13 protein-coding genes and 3 pseudogenes are annotated in these 16,414 nt (G+C 64.0%); 12 read left to right on the plus strand and 4 right to left on the minus strand.

All coding sequences use genetic code 11. The features are described 5' to 3' along the window. Positions 1 to 21: 21 nt before the first annotated feature. The 3 genes and pseudogenes from PKKP23_RS34285 to PKKP23_RS07130 form a co-directional block, all read left to right on the plus strand. Positions 22 to 258 (plus strand): annotated as a pseudogene (locus PKKP23_RS34285) (helix-turn-helix domain-containing protein); the annotation flags it as partial. After that, a pseudogene (locus PKKP23_RS34290) lies at positions 247 to 492 on the plus strand (hypothetical protein); the annotation flags it as partial. The pseudogenes PKKP23_RS34285 and PKKP23_RS34290, both read left to right, overlap by 12 nt. Next, a complete protein-coding gene (locus tag PKKP23_RS07130; protein WP_126876376.1) occupies positions 489 to 1,742 on the plus strand; it encodes an MFS transporter in 1,254 nt (417 codons plus the stop codon). The pseudogene PKKP23_RS34290 and the gene PKKP23_RS07130, both read left to right, overlap by 4 nt. A gap of 163 nt (positions 1,743 to 1,905) precedes the next feature. Here PKKP23_RS07130 and PKKP23_RS34435 read toward each other — a convergent pair whose 3' ends face one another. Next, positions 1,906 to 2,439 carry a hypothetical protein gene (locus PKKP23_RS34435; RefSeq protein ID WP_240658807.1) on the minus strand — a complete coding sequence of 178 codons (534 nt, stop codon included), beginning with the start codon at positions 2,437 to 2,439 and terminating at the stop codon, positions 1,906 to 1,908. Between the two features lie 29 nt (positions 2,440 to 2,468). On the opposite strand from PKKP23_RS34435, the gene PKKP23_RS07140 reads away from it, so the two are divergent. The 8 genes from PKKP23_RS07140 to PKKP23_RS07175 all read left to right on the plus strand — a co-directional run bounded on the left by PKKP23_RS07140 (position 2,469) and on the right by PKKP23_RS07175 (position 11,353). Continuing rightward, the gene (locus PKKP23_RS07140) at positions 2,469 to 3,251 is read left to right on the plus strand and encodes a GntR family transcriptional regulator (protein WP_126876377.1); all 783 of its coding nucleotides are present in this window, start codon (positions 2,469 to 2,471) and stop codon (positions 3,249 to 3,251) included. A gap of 135 nt (positions 3,252 to 3,386) precedes the next feature. Continuing rightward, positions 3,387 to 5,018 (plus strand): gamma-glutamyltransferase family protein, encoded by a 1,632-nt coding sequence (locus tag PKKP23_RS07145; RefSeq protein WP_126876378.1) that lies wholly within the window; start codon positions 3,387 to 3,389, stop codon positions 5,016 to 5,018. A 108-nt stretch (positions 5,019 to 5,126) separates the two neighbouring features. Then, the gene (oxlT, locus tag PKKP23_RS07150) at positions 5,127 to 6,413 is read left to right on the plus strand and encodes an oxalate/formate MFS antiporter (protein ID WP_176048885.1); all 1,287 of its coding nucleotides are present in this window, start codon (positions 5,127 to 5,129) and stop codon (positions 6,411 to 6,413) included. A 274-nt stretch (positions 6,414 to 6,687) separates the two neighbouring features. Then, complete coding sequence (locus PKKP23_RS07155) at positions 6,688 to 7,551, plus strand: ABC transporter ATP-binding protein (RefSeq protein WP_126876379.1); 864 nt, start codon at positions 6,688 to 6,690, stop codon at positions 7,549 to 7,551. Then, positions 7,544 to 8,356 (plus strand): ABC transporter permease, encoded by an 813-nt coding sequence (locus tag PKKP23_RS07160; protein ID WP_126876380.1) that lies wholly within the window; start codon positions 7,544 to 7,546, stop codon positions 8,354 to 8,356. Before PKKP23_RS07155 ends, PKKP23_RS07160 begins: the two co-directional genes overlap by 8 nt. Further along, positions 8,353 to 9,330, plus strand: coding sequence for an ABC transporter substrate-binding protein (locus tag PKKP23_RS07165; protein WP_017777564.1), 978 nt, complete (start codon positions 8,353 to 8,355; stop codon positions 9,328 to 9,330). Before PKKP23_RS07160 ends, PKKP23_RS07165 begins: the two co-directional genes overlap by 4 nt. A gap of 2 nt (positions 9,331 to 9,332) precedes the next feature. Then, a complete protein-coding gene (locus PKKP23_RS07170) occupies positions 9,333 to 10,691 on the plus strand; it encodes an amidase (RefSeq protein WP_126876381.1) in 1,359 nt (452 codons plus the stop codon). Then, positions 10,688 to 11,353, plus strand: coding sequence for a GntR family transcriptional regulator (locus PKKP23_RS07175; RefSeq protein WP_126876382.1), 666 nt, complete (start codon positions 10,688 to 10,690; stop codon positions 11,351 to 11,353). The genes PKKP23_RS07170 and PKKP23_RS07175 overlap by 4 nt, the downstream gene beginning before the upstream one ends. Positions 11,354 to 12,201: 848 nt before the next feature. Here PKKP23_RS07175 and PKKP23_RS07180 read toward each other — a convergent pair. Next, positions 12,202 to 12,840 carry a hypothetical protein gene (locus PKKP23_RS07180; protein WP_126876383.1) on the minus strand — a complete coding sequence of 213 codons (639 nt, stop codon included), beginning with the start codon at positions 12,838 to 12,840 and terminating at the stop codon, positions 12,202 to 12,204. A 279-nt stretch (positions 12,841 to 13,119) separates the two neighbouring features. On the opposite strand from PKKP23_RS07180, the gene PKKP23_RS07185 reads away from it, so the two are divergent. Beyond that, a complete protein-coding gene (locus tag PKKP23_RS07185; RefSeq protein ID WP_126876552.1) occupies positions 13,120 to 14,424 on the plus strand; it encodes a chloride channel protein in 1,305 nt (434 codons plus the stop codon). Between the two features lie 236 nt (positions 14,425 to 14,660). Here the strand turns inward: PKKP23_RS07185 and PKKP23_RS34440 are convergent. Continuing rightward, positions 14,661 to 14,939 (minus strand): annotated as a pseudogene (locus tag PKKP23_RS34440) (tyrosine-type recombinase/integrase); the annotation flags it as partial. Positions 14,940 to 15,204: 265 nt separating this feature from the next. Beyond that, positions 15,205 to 16,395 (minus strand): M20 aminoacylase family protein, encoded by a 1,191-nt coding sequence (locus tag PKKP23_RS07195; protein WP_126876384.1) that lies wholly within the window; start codon positions 16,393 to 16,395, stop codon positions 15,205 to 15,207. Positions 16,396 to 16,414: the final 19 nt, after the last annotated feature.

Consider the following 16,414-nt stretch of genomic DNA (forward strand, 5'->3'; position numbering starts at 1 on the left):
CGGATGGAATAGATAGACCGTATGTCAAAAGCAAACAATCCGGTCGAATTAAGTCACGGCAACTTTGCGAATCTCAAGCGGATGGCATACTTCGCGGCCGTCGTGGAAACCGGCAGCTTTACTCGCGCTGCCGAACGCCTGGGCGTGACCAAGGCGGTGGTCAGCCAGCACGTGGCCCGTTTGGAGCGTGAGTTCAAAACCACGCTGCTAACACGCACGACCCGCAAGGTCGCACCAACCGACGCAGGCAAACCGTTCCAAAGTCCATTCGCGAAACCGTCGGGGCAAGGGCTGTCCTCGTCGACCGTGAACGTGCTCTGGGGTTTTCTCAATCTGGTCGTGGGCTACCTGCTCCTTTGCCGTGTCGGACATTTCGATCTGAGAGACACGAGTGATGCCATCGCACTCGGGCTCGGCGTGCTGGTACTCAGCCTGCCCACGGCACGACATTTCGGCCGCTTCCACGGCGGCAATACACCGGGGCATTCGTGAGCCCTCCGGCAACCGGTGTCTTCCGTTCGCTGAGAAACGTCAACTACCGCATCTGGGCGGCAGGCGCGCTGGTTTCGAACGTGGGCACGTGGATGCAACGTACGGCCCAGGACTGGCTGGTGCTGACCCAGCTCACACGGCACAATGCGGCCGCCGTGGGCACCGTGATGGCGCTCCAGTTCGGGCCACAGCTTCTGCTGCTGCCCTGGACGGGATTCGCCGCCGATCACTACAACCAGCGCAAGCTTCTGATGGCAACCCAGGCCGTCTTGGGCGTTCTAGCCTTGATGCTCGGTCTTCTCACGGTGACTGGCATCGTCCAGCTCTGGCACGTCTATGTATTCGCCTTTCTGTCAGGCTGCGCCTCGGCGTTCGATGCCCCCGTGCGTCAGACATTTGTGGCCGAGCTTGTCGGCGATGCGGATCTGCCGAACGCGGTCGCGCTCAACTCAACTTCGTTCAACGCGGCGCGGATGATCGGCCCGGCGGCGGCCGGTGTGGTCATCGCTTCGATTGGCACCGGCTGGACATTTCTGCTCAACGGCGCCAGTTTTGCGGCGGTGCTGGCCTCCCTGTTTCTGCTGCGCGTTTCCGCTCTGCACACGAACGCACGCGCACACCGAACCAAGGGTAGTCTCACCGGGGGATTGCGCTATGTGTGGTCTCGCCCCGACCTCAAGGCGATTCTCGTCATGCTGTTCCTGATCGGCACGTTCGGACTGAATTTCCCGATCTTCATCTCGACCATGGCCGTCAGTGTCTTCCACACGGATGCACGTGGTTACGGCCTTCTGTCGTCGATCATGGCCGTCGGTACTATTTCGGGAGCACTGCTTGCCGCCGGCCGCGATCGGCCGCGGTTCATGTCCCTGTTGATCGGTGCCGCGATTTTCGGAATCGGCTGCATGCTGGCCGCCATCGCCCCGGGCTACTGGTTGTTCGCCGGCGCGTTAGTCGTCATTGGTGTGGCCGCCTTGACCTTCACCAACGCGACCAACAGCCTGATGCAGCTCACGACCGAGCCCGCCATGCGGGGACGGGTGATGGCGCTGCGCGTGGCCATCGCGCTCGGCGGTACGCCGATCGGCGCGCCGGTCGTGGGTTGGGTAGCCGACCATCTAGGGCCACGCTGGGCGCTCGGCGTCGGCGCGGCGTCGGGCTTTGCCGCGGCGATGGTCGCTATCCACGCCATGGCGCAACAGATTCATCGGCCACGCGGAGGCGCATTCGAGCAGCATGACTTGCAGTGATGCGGCGATCGGGGTTCTTTTCCGAAGCCGGGCGGACGCTCCAATGTTCGTCTGAGGTCGATGCGTCGTTCACGGCCTGGCCAGCGCAGCCGCTGCCGTCGCTCGCGCAACCCGGATAGCTCCCGGTCAGACACATTGAGCTGAAACGGCTGAATCAGATCACTCATCGCTTGCTACCTTTGGTTGCGTAGTGACGTTTCATGAAGTCGAGGAGCGATGTCGGCCGCACTGTCGGATATTGGTCATTTGCGATGTCGCGCAACGTCCCTTCGCCCGACATCATCGGCAGCAGATACTGGAGCGGCAGCATTGCCATCGGATGAGCACCGGCCTTCGCCATTCGCCGTAGTTCGGCATATCCGTCCGCGATCGAGCCTCGACGCACCCGATGAAGCGCCTTGCCCGTTGCTGCTGCATAGTCACCTGCAATCTGGGCAATGGTGCGGCGGTCGCCTGCCACGGACACCAGACCTGCTCGCTTGGCCGTCCTTCCAAACCCAGTGCTCCGAGAAGCCGGCTTCCAAGATCGGCGAACTTTTTTTTTTTTTTGCTCATTGGCACGGCGAGAAAAATGATGAAAGCGCTTGCCGTTGAATTCGAAGCGCCTCGAAGAGGGTGCCCTCGTGTCACGCGCTCTTGCCGCCGGTTGCTCGCCCACCAAAAGCGACGCCAGCCCGAAGCCACGGACCTTTTGCAACGCGCGGTCCTTTGTTAAGCTCTTCGGCCATGCCCGACATCAAGCTAAACATGACGCCCGACGAGCGCCCTGCCATCACGCCGGACGCCGCGCTTTCGCGCGCGGATCGCGTCTATTACACGCTGCGGGCAGAAATATTCGACATGAGCCTCCTGCCGGGGGACCGGCTCACCGAGGGTGCGATAGCCGAACGCTTCGCGGTCTCGCGCACGCCTGCGCGGGAAGCACTGCAGCGCCTGCAAAGCGATGGCCTGATGCAAGGCTACGTGCGCGGCGGCTGGGAAGTCGTGCCGATCGACAACAAGCGTTTCGACGATCTCTACGAAATGCGTCAGATGATCGAAACCTTCGCGGTGCGCAAGCTCTGCGCGGGCGACGCACCGCAGGCCGAACTGCATCTGCTGCTCGATGCGCTGGACCGCATCTGGAAAGTCGAGCGCGCGCGGCGCATTGCCGACGGCCGGAAGCTCGTCGAACTGGACGAAGCGTTGCACCACGCACTGGTAGCCGCCGCGGGCAACGACGAACTGACCTCGACGATGCAGCGCGTCACCGACCGCATCCGCGTCGTGCGACGGCTCGATCTCGTGCATGGCGACGGCATCGCGGAAACCTACGACGAGCACGCCGCGATTCTCGACGCCATTCGTCGCGGCGACGCCACGCAGAGTGTCGAACTCGTCTCGCGCCATATCGGCGGCAGCCAGGCCAGCGTGAGCAGCCTGACGCTGCAACGCCTGCTCGCCGCCCGCACCGAGACGGGGCGAACGGTCACCAACGAGGCACCAGCGCGGCCTCGGCGCACCATCTGACGACATCGTCAGACGTTATCCAAAGCTCTAGCATGCAGGCCGCCGGGCCTTACGCAGCAAGCCTTCTCAGGGTTTGCACCGATGCCTGGCACGGATCTCGCGTTGATGGATTCCCATGTATACAAGGAAACGTCAATGCCTCTGACTCACCCGCACATCGCGGCGAACACATTGAATCCCACGCGCGGATCGCGCGGCATGGCGGTCGCGCCGCACGCGCTTGCATCGCAAAGCGCGCTCGCCGTGTTGCGCGAAGGCGGTAACGCGGTCGAGGCGATGATCGCCGCCGCCGCGACCATCGCGGTGGTGTATCCGCACATGAACAGCATCGGTGGAGACGGCTTCTGGCTGATCTCGCGCCCCGGTCATGCACCGATCGGCATCGAGGCGTGCGGCGCGGCGGCGATGCGCGCCGACATCGACACGTATCGCGGACTCGGCCTGAGCGCGATTCCCGCACGCGGTCCGCTCGCAGCCAACACGGTCGCGGGCACGGTGTCCGGCTGGGACTTCGCGCACCGCTTCTCGCAAGACGCGCTCGCCGGCCGCCTGCCCGTTGCGCGCCTGCTGGAGGACGCGATCCACTATGCGAAGCAGGGTATCCCCGTGACGCGCAGTCAGGCCGACTGCATCGCGGCCAGGCGCGGCGAGCTGGCGTGCGCACCCGGCTTCGCGCAGACGTTCCTTCCGGATGCACGCGCGCCGCGCACCGGCGACCGCTTCGTCAACACGCGTCTCGCCGCGACGCTGCAACGCCTCGCCGATGCCGGCCTCGACGACTTCTATCGCGGCGATCTCGCGCGCAGCATCGCACACGATTTGTCGTCGCTCGAAACGCTCGTCACGCTGGACGATCTCGAACGGCACCGCGCCCGCGAGCGCACGCCGCTCGCGCTGAAACACACGCTCGGCACCGTCTACAACATGCCGCCGCCGACGCAGGGCCTCGTCTCGCTGCTCATCCTGGGCGTGCTGGACCGCGTGCTCACCGACGACATGGACCCGCTCGGGCCCGAGTTCGTGCATGCGTGCGTCGAGGCGACGAAGCTCGCCTTCCAGGTGCGCGACGAACACGTGACGGACCCGGATCACATGCGTATCGACGCGGTCACGCAACTCGATCCCGCCTCGCTGGACACCATGGCGAGCCGACTCTCGATGACGCGCGCCGCGCCCTGGGGCCGTGGGCGCGGTCCCGGCGACACGGTGTGGATGGGTGTCATCGATGGCGACGGCGTCGCTGTCAGCTTCATCCAGAGCATCTATCACGAATTCGGCAGCGGCATCGTGCTGCCGGAGTCCGGCATCAACTGGCAGAACCGCGGTTGCAGCTTCTCGCTGGACCCGTCGTCGCTCAATCCGCTGATGCCGGGCCGCCGTCCGTTCCACACGCTCAATCCGGCGCTGGCTCATTTCGCCGATGGCCGCACGATGGTCTACGGCAACATGGGCGGCGACGGCCAGCCGCAATCGCAAAGCGCGGTGTTCTCGCGCATCGCGCGATTCGGCTGGAATCCGCAGGCCGCGATCGATGCGCCGCGCTGGCTGCTCGGCCGCACCTGGGGCCAGTCGACCGATTCGCTCAAGCTCGAAGCGCGTTTCTCCGGAGAGACCATCGACGCCTTGCGCGCGCTCGGCCATGACGTGGACGTCCTCGCCCCGTACGACGAAGTGATGGGTCACGCAGGCGCAATCGTTCGGCATCCTGATGGATTGTTCGAGGCGGGATTCGATCCGCGCAGCGACGGCGCTGCCGCAGGCTGGTAGCGCGCCACGCGCGCATAACGTCACCGCTTCATCTCCCCGGTCCCGCGATTCGTCGGACCGGAGGGCACCCTTCATTCTTTCGATTCGCGATTCAACCGGGGAACGCACATGAACACACGCATTCATACGCTGCACGACGATGCCGCCGCGAGCGCGCCCGCCGTCGCGGCCTGGCACCGCTGGCTTCAACTGGGCTTGGGCCTGCTCTGCATGATGGCGATTTCCAGCCCGCAATATGTGTGGACGCTGCTGACCAGGCCGCTCTCGGCGAAGCTCGGCGTGCCGCTGCCCGAATTGCAGGTGACGTTCTCGCTGCTCATCATCCTGCAGACGTTCTTTTCGCCGTTTCAGGGCAAGTTGATCGACCGCTTCGGCCCGCGTCTCCTGATCTCGCTCGGCACGGTGATGTCGGGGCTGAGCTGGGTGCTCGCGTCGATGGCCACGAGCACGTCCCTGCTGTATCTCACGTACGGGCTGGTCGGCGGGCTGGGTACGGGCATCGTGTATGTCGGCGTGGTCGGGCTGATGGTTCGCTGGTTTCCGGATCGGCGCGGGTTCGCGGCAGGCGCGGTGGCGGCGGGCTATGGCATGGGCGCGATCGTCACCACGTTCCCGGTGTCCGCTTCGCTGGCGACGCGCGGACTCGACGCCACGCTGTGGATCTACGGCATCGCGTTCGCGATCGTGGGCTTCGTCGCATCGCAGGGTCTGCGCGTGCCGCAGGATGCAACGCCGGCCAGGACATCGGCGCTGGCGGCATCGAACGTGCCGAACCTTCGTCCCTCGCAGATGATGAAATCGCCTCTCTTCTGGCTCATGTTCGCGATGATGACGATGATGTCCACCTCCGGCCTCATGGTCACCTCGCAGATGGCCACCTTCGCGGCGGACTTCGGCATCACGAAAGTCATTGTGTTCGGCATGGCCGCGCTGCCGCTCGCGCTGACCATCGATCGCTTCACCAACGGCCTTACGCGTCCGCTGTTCGGGCTGGTCTCGGACCGCTTCGGCCGCGAAAACACAATGTTCTTTGCGTTCGCGCTGGAAGGCATCGCGATGGCGCTGTGGCTGCTGACGCGCGACAACGCCCTGCTGTTCGTCCTGCTGTCGGGCGTGGTGTTCTTCGGCTGGGGCGAGATCTTCTCGCTCTTTCCTTCTACCCTGACCGACACGTTCGGCACGCGCCATGCCACCGAGAACTATGGGTGGCTGTATATCTCGCAGGGCATCGGATCGATCTTCGGCGGCCCGCTCGCGGCGCTCCTGCATCAGCATGCGGGAAGCTGGGTGCCGGTTTTCAGCGCCGCCATCACGCTCGACATCGTCACGGCCGCGCTCGCGCTCTTCGTGCTCAAGCCGATGCGCACCCGCTTCCTGAAAAACACGGCGGCATGATCGTCCGTCGGGCCGATGGCGACGCGCGTTCGTGAATCGTTCCTGCGAACGCGGCATGCGTGGCATCGGCTCGAACGAGACTGCGCTGCACGTGACGTCTGCTGTGTTCCACGATGACGCTTATCCCGGCCCTTGCGGCATCGTCGTGCGCATGACGCGTCGCGTTCGGACTCCACGCTAAAAACTTTTTTGGGGAAAACACCTTCCTGTTTTTGATTGTGCATTATGCATTTCAGGAACCACTTCACTTGTGCGAGACCTTGCGAGGAACGACATGAAGGGATCGAACGCAACCGCAGCCGACACGTTCCCGGAAACGCTGACCGTGCGGCAGCTCATTCACGGTTTCCAGTCGCCCGATGGCTCGACCGTGACCATCTTCGACCGGCTCGACTTTTCCGTGCGGCAAGGCGAGATCGTGTCGATCGTCGGACGAAGCGGCGCTGGCAAGAGCACGCTCTTCAATCTCATCTCGGGCCTGCTCAAGCCGCAGTCGGGTGAGATATCGGTCGGCAGACGCGCCGACGGCGAAGCGGGCCGCATCGCGTACATGCTGCAAAAGGATCTCATGATGCCGTGGCGCACCGTGCTGCAAAACGCGCTGCTCGGCATCGAGCTATATCGCAAAGTCCGCCCGGACGATGTGGCCCGTGCGCGGCAAATGCTCGCGCGTTACGGGCTCGGCGCCGTCGCCGATGGCTATCCGCATTCGCTTTCGGGCGGCATGAGACAGCGCGTTGCGCTCTCGCGCACGCTGCTCGTCGATCCGACGCTCGTGCTGCTCGACGAACCCTTCTCCGCGCTCGACTACGAGACGCGGCTCGCACTCGAGGACGACATCATCTCGCTGCGTGTGCAAAGCGGCACCAGTGTCGTGCTCGTCACGCACGACATCGAAGAAGCCATCGCGATGAGCGACCGCGTGATTCTGCTTGGCGGGCGTCCCGCGCGCATCGAAGATCAGATCCTCATCGAACTGACGACGCACGGACCGCGCAACGCCGTGTCCGCGCGCGAAGCGCCAGAATTCCGCGGCTACCACGCGCGCATCTGGAACGGCCTGCGCGGAAACGTCACCGCGCGCGACACCGATCAAGTCGCTCAACCGACTACTCTGGCAGGAGCCGTCCATGACTGAAGCCGTTCTCTCCACGCACGTCACGCCGAAGAAAGCCGTACGCCGCGCGTCCCGCAAGCTCGGCACGACCGGCGCCGTGGTCGGCATCGTCGTTGCGCTGATCGTCCTCTGGCAGCTTGCTGTCAGCGCGGGCTGGATCAACGGCAAGCTGCTCGGCTCGCCATCCGGCGTCTATGAGGCCGCCGTCATCGGACTGACGCAAGGCACGCTCGTCTCCGACACGTGGGTCACGCTGTATGAAACGCTGGCGGGTCTCGCCATCGGCAGCGGCCTCGGAATCGGTCTTGGCCTGCTGCTATGGTTCCTGCCCGCCGTGTCGGGAGTCGCCGAGGGTTTGTCCGTGATCCTGAACAGTATCCCGAAGATCGCGCTCGGCCCGCTCATCGTGATCTGGTTCGGTTCCGATGCCTCCTCGAAGATATGGCTCGCCGGCATCTCCACCTTCGCTGTCGCCATGATCTCGTCCTGCGCCGCCGCGCGCGAAGTCGACAAGGACCTGCTGAATCTCTTCCACTCGTTCAAGGCCAGGCCGTCGATGATCTTCACCAAGCTCATCGTACCCAGCGCGCTGCCGTGGATCTTTTCGACGCTGCGCGTGAACATCGGCTTCGCGTTGATCGGCGCGGTCGTCGGCGAATACATCGCGTCGCAAGCAGGGCTGGGTCACGCGGTGTTCGTGGCGGGCTCCCTCTTCGATCTCAATACCGTCTGGCTCGGCATCATCGTGCTGACCTTGATGGCCTCGGTTCTCAGCTGGATCGTTCAACTCGCGGAAGCGAAGATCATTTCCTGGAAGAAAAAATGAAAAAGACACACGCTCTGCTCAACAGTATCGCGGCGGCATGTCTCGTTGCATCGGGAATCGGCGCGACGAGCGCGGCGGCCGCCGAGCCGGTCGTCATCTATCAAGCGTTTCAGTCCATACAGTATCTGCCGCTCTATGTCGCCATCGACAAGGGTATTTTCGAGAAGAACGGCCTCGCCGTGCAGAAAGTGACTGCCGGCAGCGGCGCGGCGGGCGTGGCGGCGGTGATCGGCGGCCACGCGGACTTCTCGCTGCAAGACCCCATGACCGCGATGCTCGCAAACCTCAAGGGCGCATCGCTCGTGAACGTGGCGAACGTCGTCGCGGGCGTGCCCGTCTGGGTGATCGCGCCGAAGGATTCGAAGGTCAAGGACGTGGGCGACCTCGCGGGCAAGAGCGTGGCCACCGCGTTGCCGCCATCGACCAGCACGTACCTGTTGCAGCGCCTCATCAGCGAACAGAAGCTCACGGACGTGAAGATGAACACGGTGCAGATCGGCACCGAACTCGCGCCCGTGACCGCGGGCCGGTCCGAAGCCGCCGCGCTTTACATGCCGCAAGCGGAAACGGGGCTCGCGCAAGGGTATCGCATCGTCTATGCGTTCCCGAAGGCGTATCCGGGCGGCTATGCGTTCTCGACCATCGACACGCTCGCTTCCACCGTCAAGAGCAAGCCGAAGATGGTGGCCGCGTTCGTGAAGTCGATCGGCGAGGCCGAAGCCTTGATTCAGCAATCGCACGATACAGCGAAGAGCGTCGCGCGCGCGGAGTTCCCCTCGCTCGATCCGAAGATCGTCGATTCAGCGGTGCAGCGCCTCATCGATCAAAAGATCTATGCGGCCACGCCCGATATTTCGGAGCAGGCCTTCCGCAATGCGCTCGATCTTCAGGAGTCGATTGGCAACATCAAGCCCGGCGCGATCACTTATGCCAATGGCGTCGACAACACTTTCGCCGCGGCCGTGAGCAAATAGCCATGGCCCAGCCCGATCGCTCCCTGCTCGCGACGCTGCTCGCGAACCGTCACGACGAGGCTGCCGCGCGTGCGACGCTCCTCGCCGCGCAGACCCGCGCCGATGCGCTCGAGCCCTGGCTTCGAGCCTTCATACATCGGCCGGATACGTACGACGTGCGTAGCGCGGTGGCGCATCCGCTCGCCGGCGTGCCCATCGGCGTCAAGGACCTGGCCGACACGGCCGACATGCCCACGGGCTACGGCTCGCCGGCCTACGACGGCCATCGGCCCGAGCGCGACGCGCGCATCGTATCGACGATCCGCGCGCTCGGCGGCGCGATTTTCGGCAAGACCGCGACGACCGAGTTCGCCTGGCGCGGTCCGACTGCGACCGTCAATCCCTGGAACCGTGCGCACACGCCGGGCGGTTCGTCGAGCGGATCGGCGGCGGCCGTCGCGGCGGGCATCGTGCCGCTTGCCATCGGCACGCAGACGGTCGGCTCCATCATTCGTCCGGCGGCGTACTGCGGCGTCGTCGGCTACAAGCCGTCGTATCGCGCGGTGCCAAGCGAAGGCGTGCATCCGCTTGCTGCATCGCTCGATCACGTCGGGTTCTTCGGGCGATCCGTCGAAGACGTGGCCGTGGCGCATGCACTGTTCGTCGAACGCGCGCCGCACGCGGTGGAAAGCGAATCGGCGTGGCGCGCTCACTTTCCGCGCAATACGTCCGCGCTCACGCTCGGCGTCGTTCGCACGCCGTTCTGGGACGAACTCGTCGCGCCGCATCAACGCGAGAACTTCGAGGCATCGTTGCAGACGCTCGCCGAAGGCGGCGCGCGCATCGTCGAGCTGGACTATGGCGCGGACCTGCCGCGCATGCGCGAAGCGACATTGACCATCCTCGCGGTCGAGGCGTATCGCGCCATCGGCGATGTGGCCGCGCGCGCACCCGCCCTCATGAGCGAACATATGCGCGTGCTGTTGTCCGAAGGCGCGGCGATGCCGCTAGAACGGTATCAGCAAGCCTTGCTGCTGCAAGCGCACGTGCGCTCGCAGTCCGCCGCACTGATGCAGGGCTGCGACGCGCTCGTGACCCTGCCTGCCAGCGGTGAAGCGCCTCACGGACATGCGGATACCGGCGACGCCCGCTTCTGTGCCCCGTGGAGCCTGATGGGTGCGCCCGCCATCAACGTGCCCTCCGGATGGAGCGAAGCCAATCTGCCGCTCGGCTTGCAGATCGTCGGCGCGTTCGGCGATGATGCGAAGCTGCTAAGCGTGGCCGCGCGCATCGAAAGCATGCTGGAATTCGAACCACGCGCTATCGTTGCTGAATCGGCATGCGCGGCAGACAATAACAACCGCTCACGAAGACGCGCATGAGCCAGCCCTTTCGCACGATTCAGCAATACGTGCTCGGCACGTTGCGCGCCGAGATACTCAACGGCATCCATGCACCGAACACGCGGCTGCGGCAGGAAGAGATCGCCAAACGCCTGAGCGTGAGCACGACGCCGGTGCGAGAAGCGTTTCGCGACCTGCGCGCGGAAGGGCTTGTCTCCATCGATCCCAACAAGGGCGTCGTCACACGCCCGCTCACGGCTGCGGACGTGAGCGAAATCTACGAGTTGCGCATGGTGCTCGAACCGATGCTGGCCGAGCGTGCCTGCGCGCATGCCACCGAGAGCGACCTCACCGCTGCCGCAAACGTTCATGCACAGATGTGCGCGACATCGTCGGCAGAGACGTGGGCCGTACTCAATGAAGGGTTCCACAAGCATTTGATGGCGAGCGCCGCCGGCACACGTCTCTCCGAAATGGTCGAAGGGCTGTCGCTCATCGCGCGGCCATACGTGTCGCTTTCCATGCACGTCAAAAGCGATATGCTCGACAGCAACAACCGCGAGCATGCGGATCTCCTCGACGCATTCCGCGCGCGCGATACGCGCGCCGTGCATGAGCAGACGCGCGCGCATCTCGAGAACACGCGCGATGCGATCATCGCCTGTGTGGTGCAAGCCTCGCCTTCGCAAGCCGCAGCTTGAGCAGCCATCCGATTCATACTCGATGCCGATGCTGCTCGATGTCTCGGAGGCGCTCGAAGGGGCATTTTCCACGGACGACGCCCTGCGCCGCCCTGTGCCGGACCTTGACGCACTGTCTAAGCCGGTGCCTGAGCTGCGCTCTATCGTGCTCTCCCCGCCGCGCTGATCAATTGCTCGAGCACGGCCAGGTAGGCGTGATCAGATACTCGCTGCAGCTGCAGCTGCAGCTGCAGCTGCACGCCGCCCCACGCGTTGCGCCGCTCGCGTGGCCTCCAGCGTTTGATGCGACCGACCAGCAGAGACAAAAGCGCGACGTTGCATGGCAGAGCCAAGGCAGCGGCGCCCCCGCCGACGTGTCACCGCAACAGGTGCTCCGTGGAGCGTCGAGGTAGTCAAGGCAGATCTCCGCACCGCAGCATTAGCGCACGCGACAGTTTTTGCGAGCGATGGCGGAGGCTCTCGGAGGCGTCGCCTGTGCTCGTCAGCGGAAGCCTTCGCCTCCAGGCGGTTTCCTCAATTCGACGCCATATGGCCTTGGGGGCGGCGCCTGTTGCCTCGTTCTCGGTTGCCGCGCCTGGACATGCCTCCACCTTGAGTTTGTATCCCATCCACGCCCATCTCGGTAACCAAGGGAACCGCCTAATCGATTTACTGAGCGCACCGGAGGTCGGGGAAGATGACGTGCGTATCGCTAAATGGCTCAGCTGACCAGTTGCCCGACGCGTCACTGGCGCGGACGTCCCTCACCGGTCGTGCGTCCGTTGTTGAATGCTGAGCCGACGCCCGGACGTCAGTATGACCGCCTGACCGAACGACCGATGGCCCATCGACGCCGGGCGCGCAGGCGCTCAAGTCTGCCGAGGGCGCGTATTGCGCTCGATGGCCATGACGGTCAGCAATAGCGTGAGGGTGGCGGCAACTCCGAGCAGCGTGCCGAAAGCATTGCGATACTCGTCAAGCTTTTCGGCCGCGCGCTTGCGGGCGTCGGCAACCTCTGCGAGGCGGTCGATGGTCATGCGCGCATACTCGCTCATCGCCGCCGCGACGTAGTGCTGCCGGTTGTCCCACTCCCACGACGTCGCGTGCTGGTCGGCCGCAGCAACCACCGCAGCAAGACCGTTGACGAAAGCGGGTCGATTTTGCACGGGAATGTCGTCGAGCCAGCCGTTCAGAATGGGCTGGCTCGTCGCATCGCTTGTCAGCACCGAGCTCAGCGGCTTCGGAATCGGAATCCCCATCGCGTTGGGAACGTTGATGCCCGCGTCATGTGCGCTGAAGAATTCGTCGTTCGCCGACTGAGTGCCCGGTACCGCGGCCAGTACCGTCGCGACGGACACGGGCGTCGCATGGTCAGGGGGAAGGGCAGTCTTGCCCACCACGATGCTCACACCCACCATCGCGATAGCGGCGAGTGAGCCGCCGAGCAGGATCTGGCACAACGCCCTCGCGACGCTGAAGAACACCCGTTTTTCGGCCTTTACAGTCATTTTTCTGACTCCCGTTTGCGGATACCGCCTTGGCGGTCCGGTTTTTGCGACAGCGTGCTGGTCTTTCATTCGAGTTACGGCGGGAGGGCATGAGCCTTGCCCGCCGATCGCAGAGAGCCATTTTGCGCGAGACAGTTCCCCAAGATTGCGCGACGCAGGATAGGGACAACCCCTCCCCCGCAGGGAACACCGCTCGTGCAGGCGACTGCTCGCAGGGATGCGCAACGGTATACTTCCGCCTTCCGCATGAACCGCACGCCCATACCAATGCCGATCCTAATGGACAAATGGTCTTTCAGGCACGCCTACAAACTGTGGCTTCACTACGGCGTCTTCTGGATGGGGGCCGTTACCGCAGGGCTCGTCGCGGTACTGTATGCCCGCCTGATCGATTTTGGATACACCCTCTTTCTCACGTACCTGGCGCACAATCGCTGGCTGCCGTTGCTCGTCACACCGGCGATCAGTGCGCTATGTGTGTGGATCACGAGACGCTTCTTCGAAGGAGCGGAAGGCAGCGGCATTCCGCAGGTCATCGCCGCGTTGCACGGCCCGCGGGAATTGGGCCAGCGGCTGCTCACGCTCCCCATTCTCGTCGGCAAGATCCTCGTTTCGTTTCTCGCTATCATGGGTGGACTGACGATCGGCCGCGAAGGGCCGACCATTCATGTGGGCGCCGCACTGATGTTCAGCCTGCGGCAGTTCTACCCGGCGCGTTTTCGGGCAATCAGCGGAGCGGCACTCGAGCGCAAGCTAGCGCTGGCCGGCGCGGCGGCTGGCCTCTCGGCGGCCTTTAACGCGCCGCTCGCCGGGGTGGTCTTTGCCATCGAGGAACTCACGCGCAGTTTCGAACAGCGCACGAGCGGCGTGCTGATTACCGCGATCATCTTCGCAGGCGTCGTATCACTGGGTCTGCAGGGCAACTACGTCTATTTCGGCACAATCGAGATCGGCTCGCACCTGCCAGATCTCCTTGTTGCGGCCGTGCCGCTGATCGGCGTAATCGCAGGGGTGGCCGGTGGCGTTTTTTGCTGGCTGCTGCTGAACACGAAGCGCTGGATGCCGCCCAGCGTGCTGCAGATGCGCCTCGATCGCCCGGTCATGTTCGGCGCGCTCTGCGGACTCATCATCGCAGTGATCGGCGTCGTCAGCTCAGGGCATACGTTCGGTAGCGGATACGCGGAAGCGCGTTCGATGCTGGAAGGGCACGGAGAATTCACAGCGCTCTATCCCGTGTTCAAGATGGTCACGATGGTGGGCTCTTATCTGCCCGGCTCGCCAGGCGGCCTCTTTGCGCCGTCGCTGGCGATCGGCGCAGGTATCGGCAATTCCGTTCACATGGTGTTCTCGCAGATGCAACTGCCCATGCTGATCGCGCTCGGCATGGTCGGCTATCTCGCAGCAGTCACGCAAAGCCCCATTACCGCCTTCGTCATCGTGATTGAGATGATCAACGGCCACGCCCTCGTTATCTCCCTGATGGCGACGGCATTGATTGCCAGCCGGGTATCGCGGCTCTTCGCTCCCCCCCTGTACGAAGCGCTATCGGAACGCTACGCGGCGCCGCGGCATGCGCCTTCATGACCGCGCCGTAGACATTGCCCGTCAACACGGGGGCCCGCCGCGCATCCGGCTGCAGTGCCCTCGCCCATACCGACATCTGCAGCGCCATGATGGCCACGAACGGGACGGTAGAGGTTGGCGAGCGAACGTCCGCCATCTACTGCGGAACGACCGTTTTCGCGTCCCAGGCTGCACGGTGATGAATGACAGCAGGTGGCTGGGCAGCGACCCGACGCCGTCCGGCCTACGTCCCCACACACGTCGGTTTGCTCAGCCATCTCGAGCGCATCATCGACCTCAATTCCGAGGTATCGAACCGTGCTCTCTAGCTTCGTGTGTACGAGCAGTCACTGTACTGCCCTCAGATTTTTCGTGCGACGATCAATCAGCGAAGCCTTGGTCCGGCGCATCGTATGCGCTCCGTAAGCCGCATCATCCAGTCCGATCGCTCGTATCCAGCGATGGACCAGTCGGGCGTATTCTCGCGTCGACAGGTGCGGCGAGTCGTGGATGCGACCCGGAAACAGATAGTCGCCGCCCGAAAGCGCTGCGGCCCGAGCCCTCAGGTCAAGCTGCCCTGCGCCTCGTACGTGTGAGGCTCCAGGGGACCTCCCGAAAAAACTCACGGTCAATCGGGTTTGAAGTTTGAATCGCGTGCAAAGGGAATGGCATCGCAGATGCCAGTCAGTGCAGTATTCTTCTACCCGCCTCCGCCAATATTCTTTCTCCTTTGTCCAATACCTGCCACACCGTCAGTTGCGCCACCACGACGGAACCGTGACATGCGTGCAGTCCTCAGAACTACGTCTGAAGGAAACGCTCAACCAGCCTGACAAAGTAGCGCGCGCCGATGGTCAGCAGTTCGTCGTTGAAATCGTAGCTGCTGTTATGCAGCAGACACGGGCCGCCGCCATGCCCCATCTCGCGATGGTCGCCCATGCCGTTGCCGAGGAACGCATAACAGCCCGGCCGTGCCTTCAGCATGAACGAGAAGTCTTCCGCGGCCATCGTGGGATCGACCGCTGGGTCGACTTTCTCGGCACCGACCACCTCGCGCATCACCTCGACCGCGAACGCGGTCTGTACTGGGTCGTTGACTGTCGGCGGATAGTTGCGGTCGAACGCAATCTCGTATTCGCAATCGAATGCTGCGGCGGTCGCCGCGACGACTGCGCGCAGGCGCGATTCGATCAGGTCGAGCATCGCCGTCGTGAATGTGCGCACGGTGCCGCCGAGCCAGGCGTCGGCCGGCACGACGTTTTGCGCCTCGCCCGCATGAATCTGCGTGACGGACAACGCAGCGGCCTCCACCGGATTCTTGTTGCGCGACACGATACTTTGAAGCGCAAGCAGCACATGGCCCGCGGCGATGACGGGGTCGCGGCCAAGGTGCGGCATCGCGCCGTGGCAGCCTGCGCCACGCAGCGTAATTTTGAAGAGACTCGTCGAGGCCATCAGCGGCCCCGGACGAACCGCAAAATGGCCAGTGGGAATGCCAGGCCAGTTGTGTACGCCGAATACGGCATCGACTGGAAAGCGTTCGAACAGGCCGTCGTCGATCATCGCCCGCGCACCTGCACCCGCCTCTTCAGCGGGTTGGAAAATGAAATGCACGGTGCCGTCGAAATCGCCATGGCTCGCCAGGTGCCGGGCCGCACCGAGCAGCATCGCCGTATGACCATCGTGTCCACACGCGTGCATCACACCGGCCACCGTCGAGCGATGCGCGAACGTATTGGTTTCCTGCATGGGCAAGGCGTCCATGTCCGCGCGCAGACCGATCGAGCGCGTGCCCGCGCCGCGGCGCAGCGTGCCGACCACGCCAGTCCTGCCGACGCCCCGCGTCACCTCGATGCCCCACTCTTCCAGCTTGCGCGCCACCAGGTCCGATGTCCGGAAAACCTCGTAGCCGAGTTCGGGATGCGCGTGGATATCGCGCCGAAGCGCTTTGAGAGCAGGCGCAAGCGCTTCGATGTCAGCCGTCGGTGTCATGTCGTAACAGATGGAATAC

It is taken from the genome of Paraburkholderia kururiensis JCM 10599 = LMG 19447, assembly GCF_003986935.1.
GTDB lineage: Bacteria > Pseudomonadota > Gammaproteobacteria > Burkholderiales > Burkholderiaceae > Paraburkholderia > Paraburkholderia kururiensis.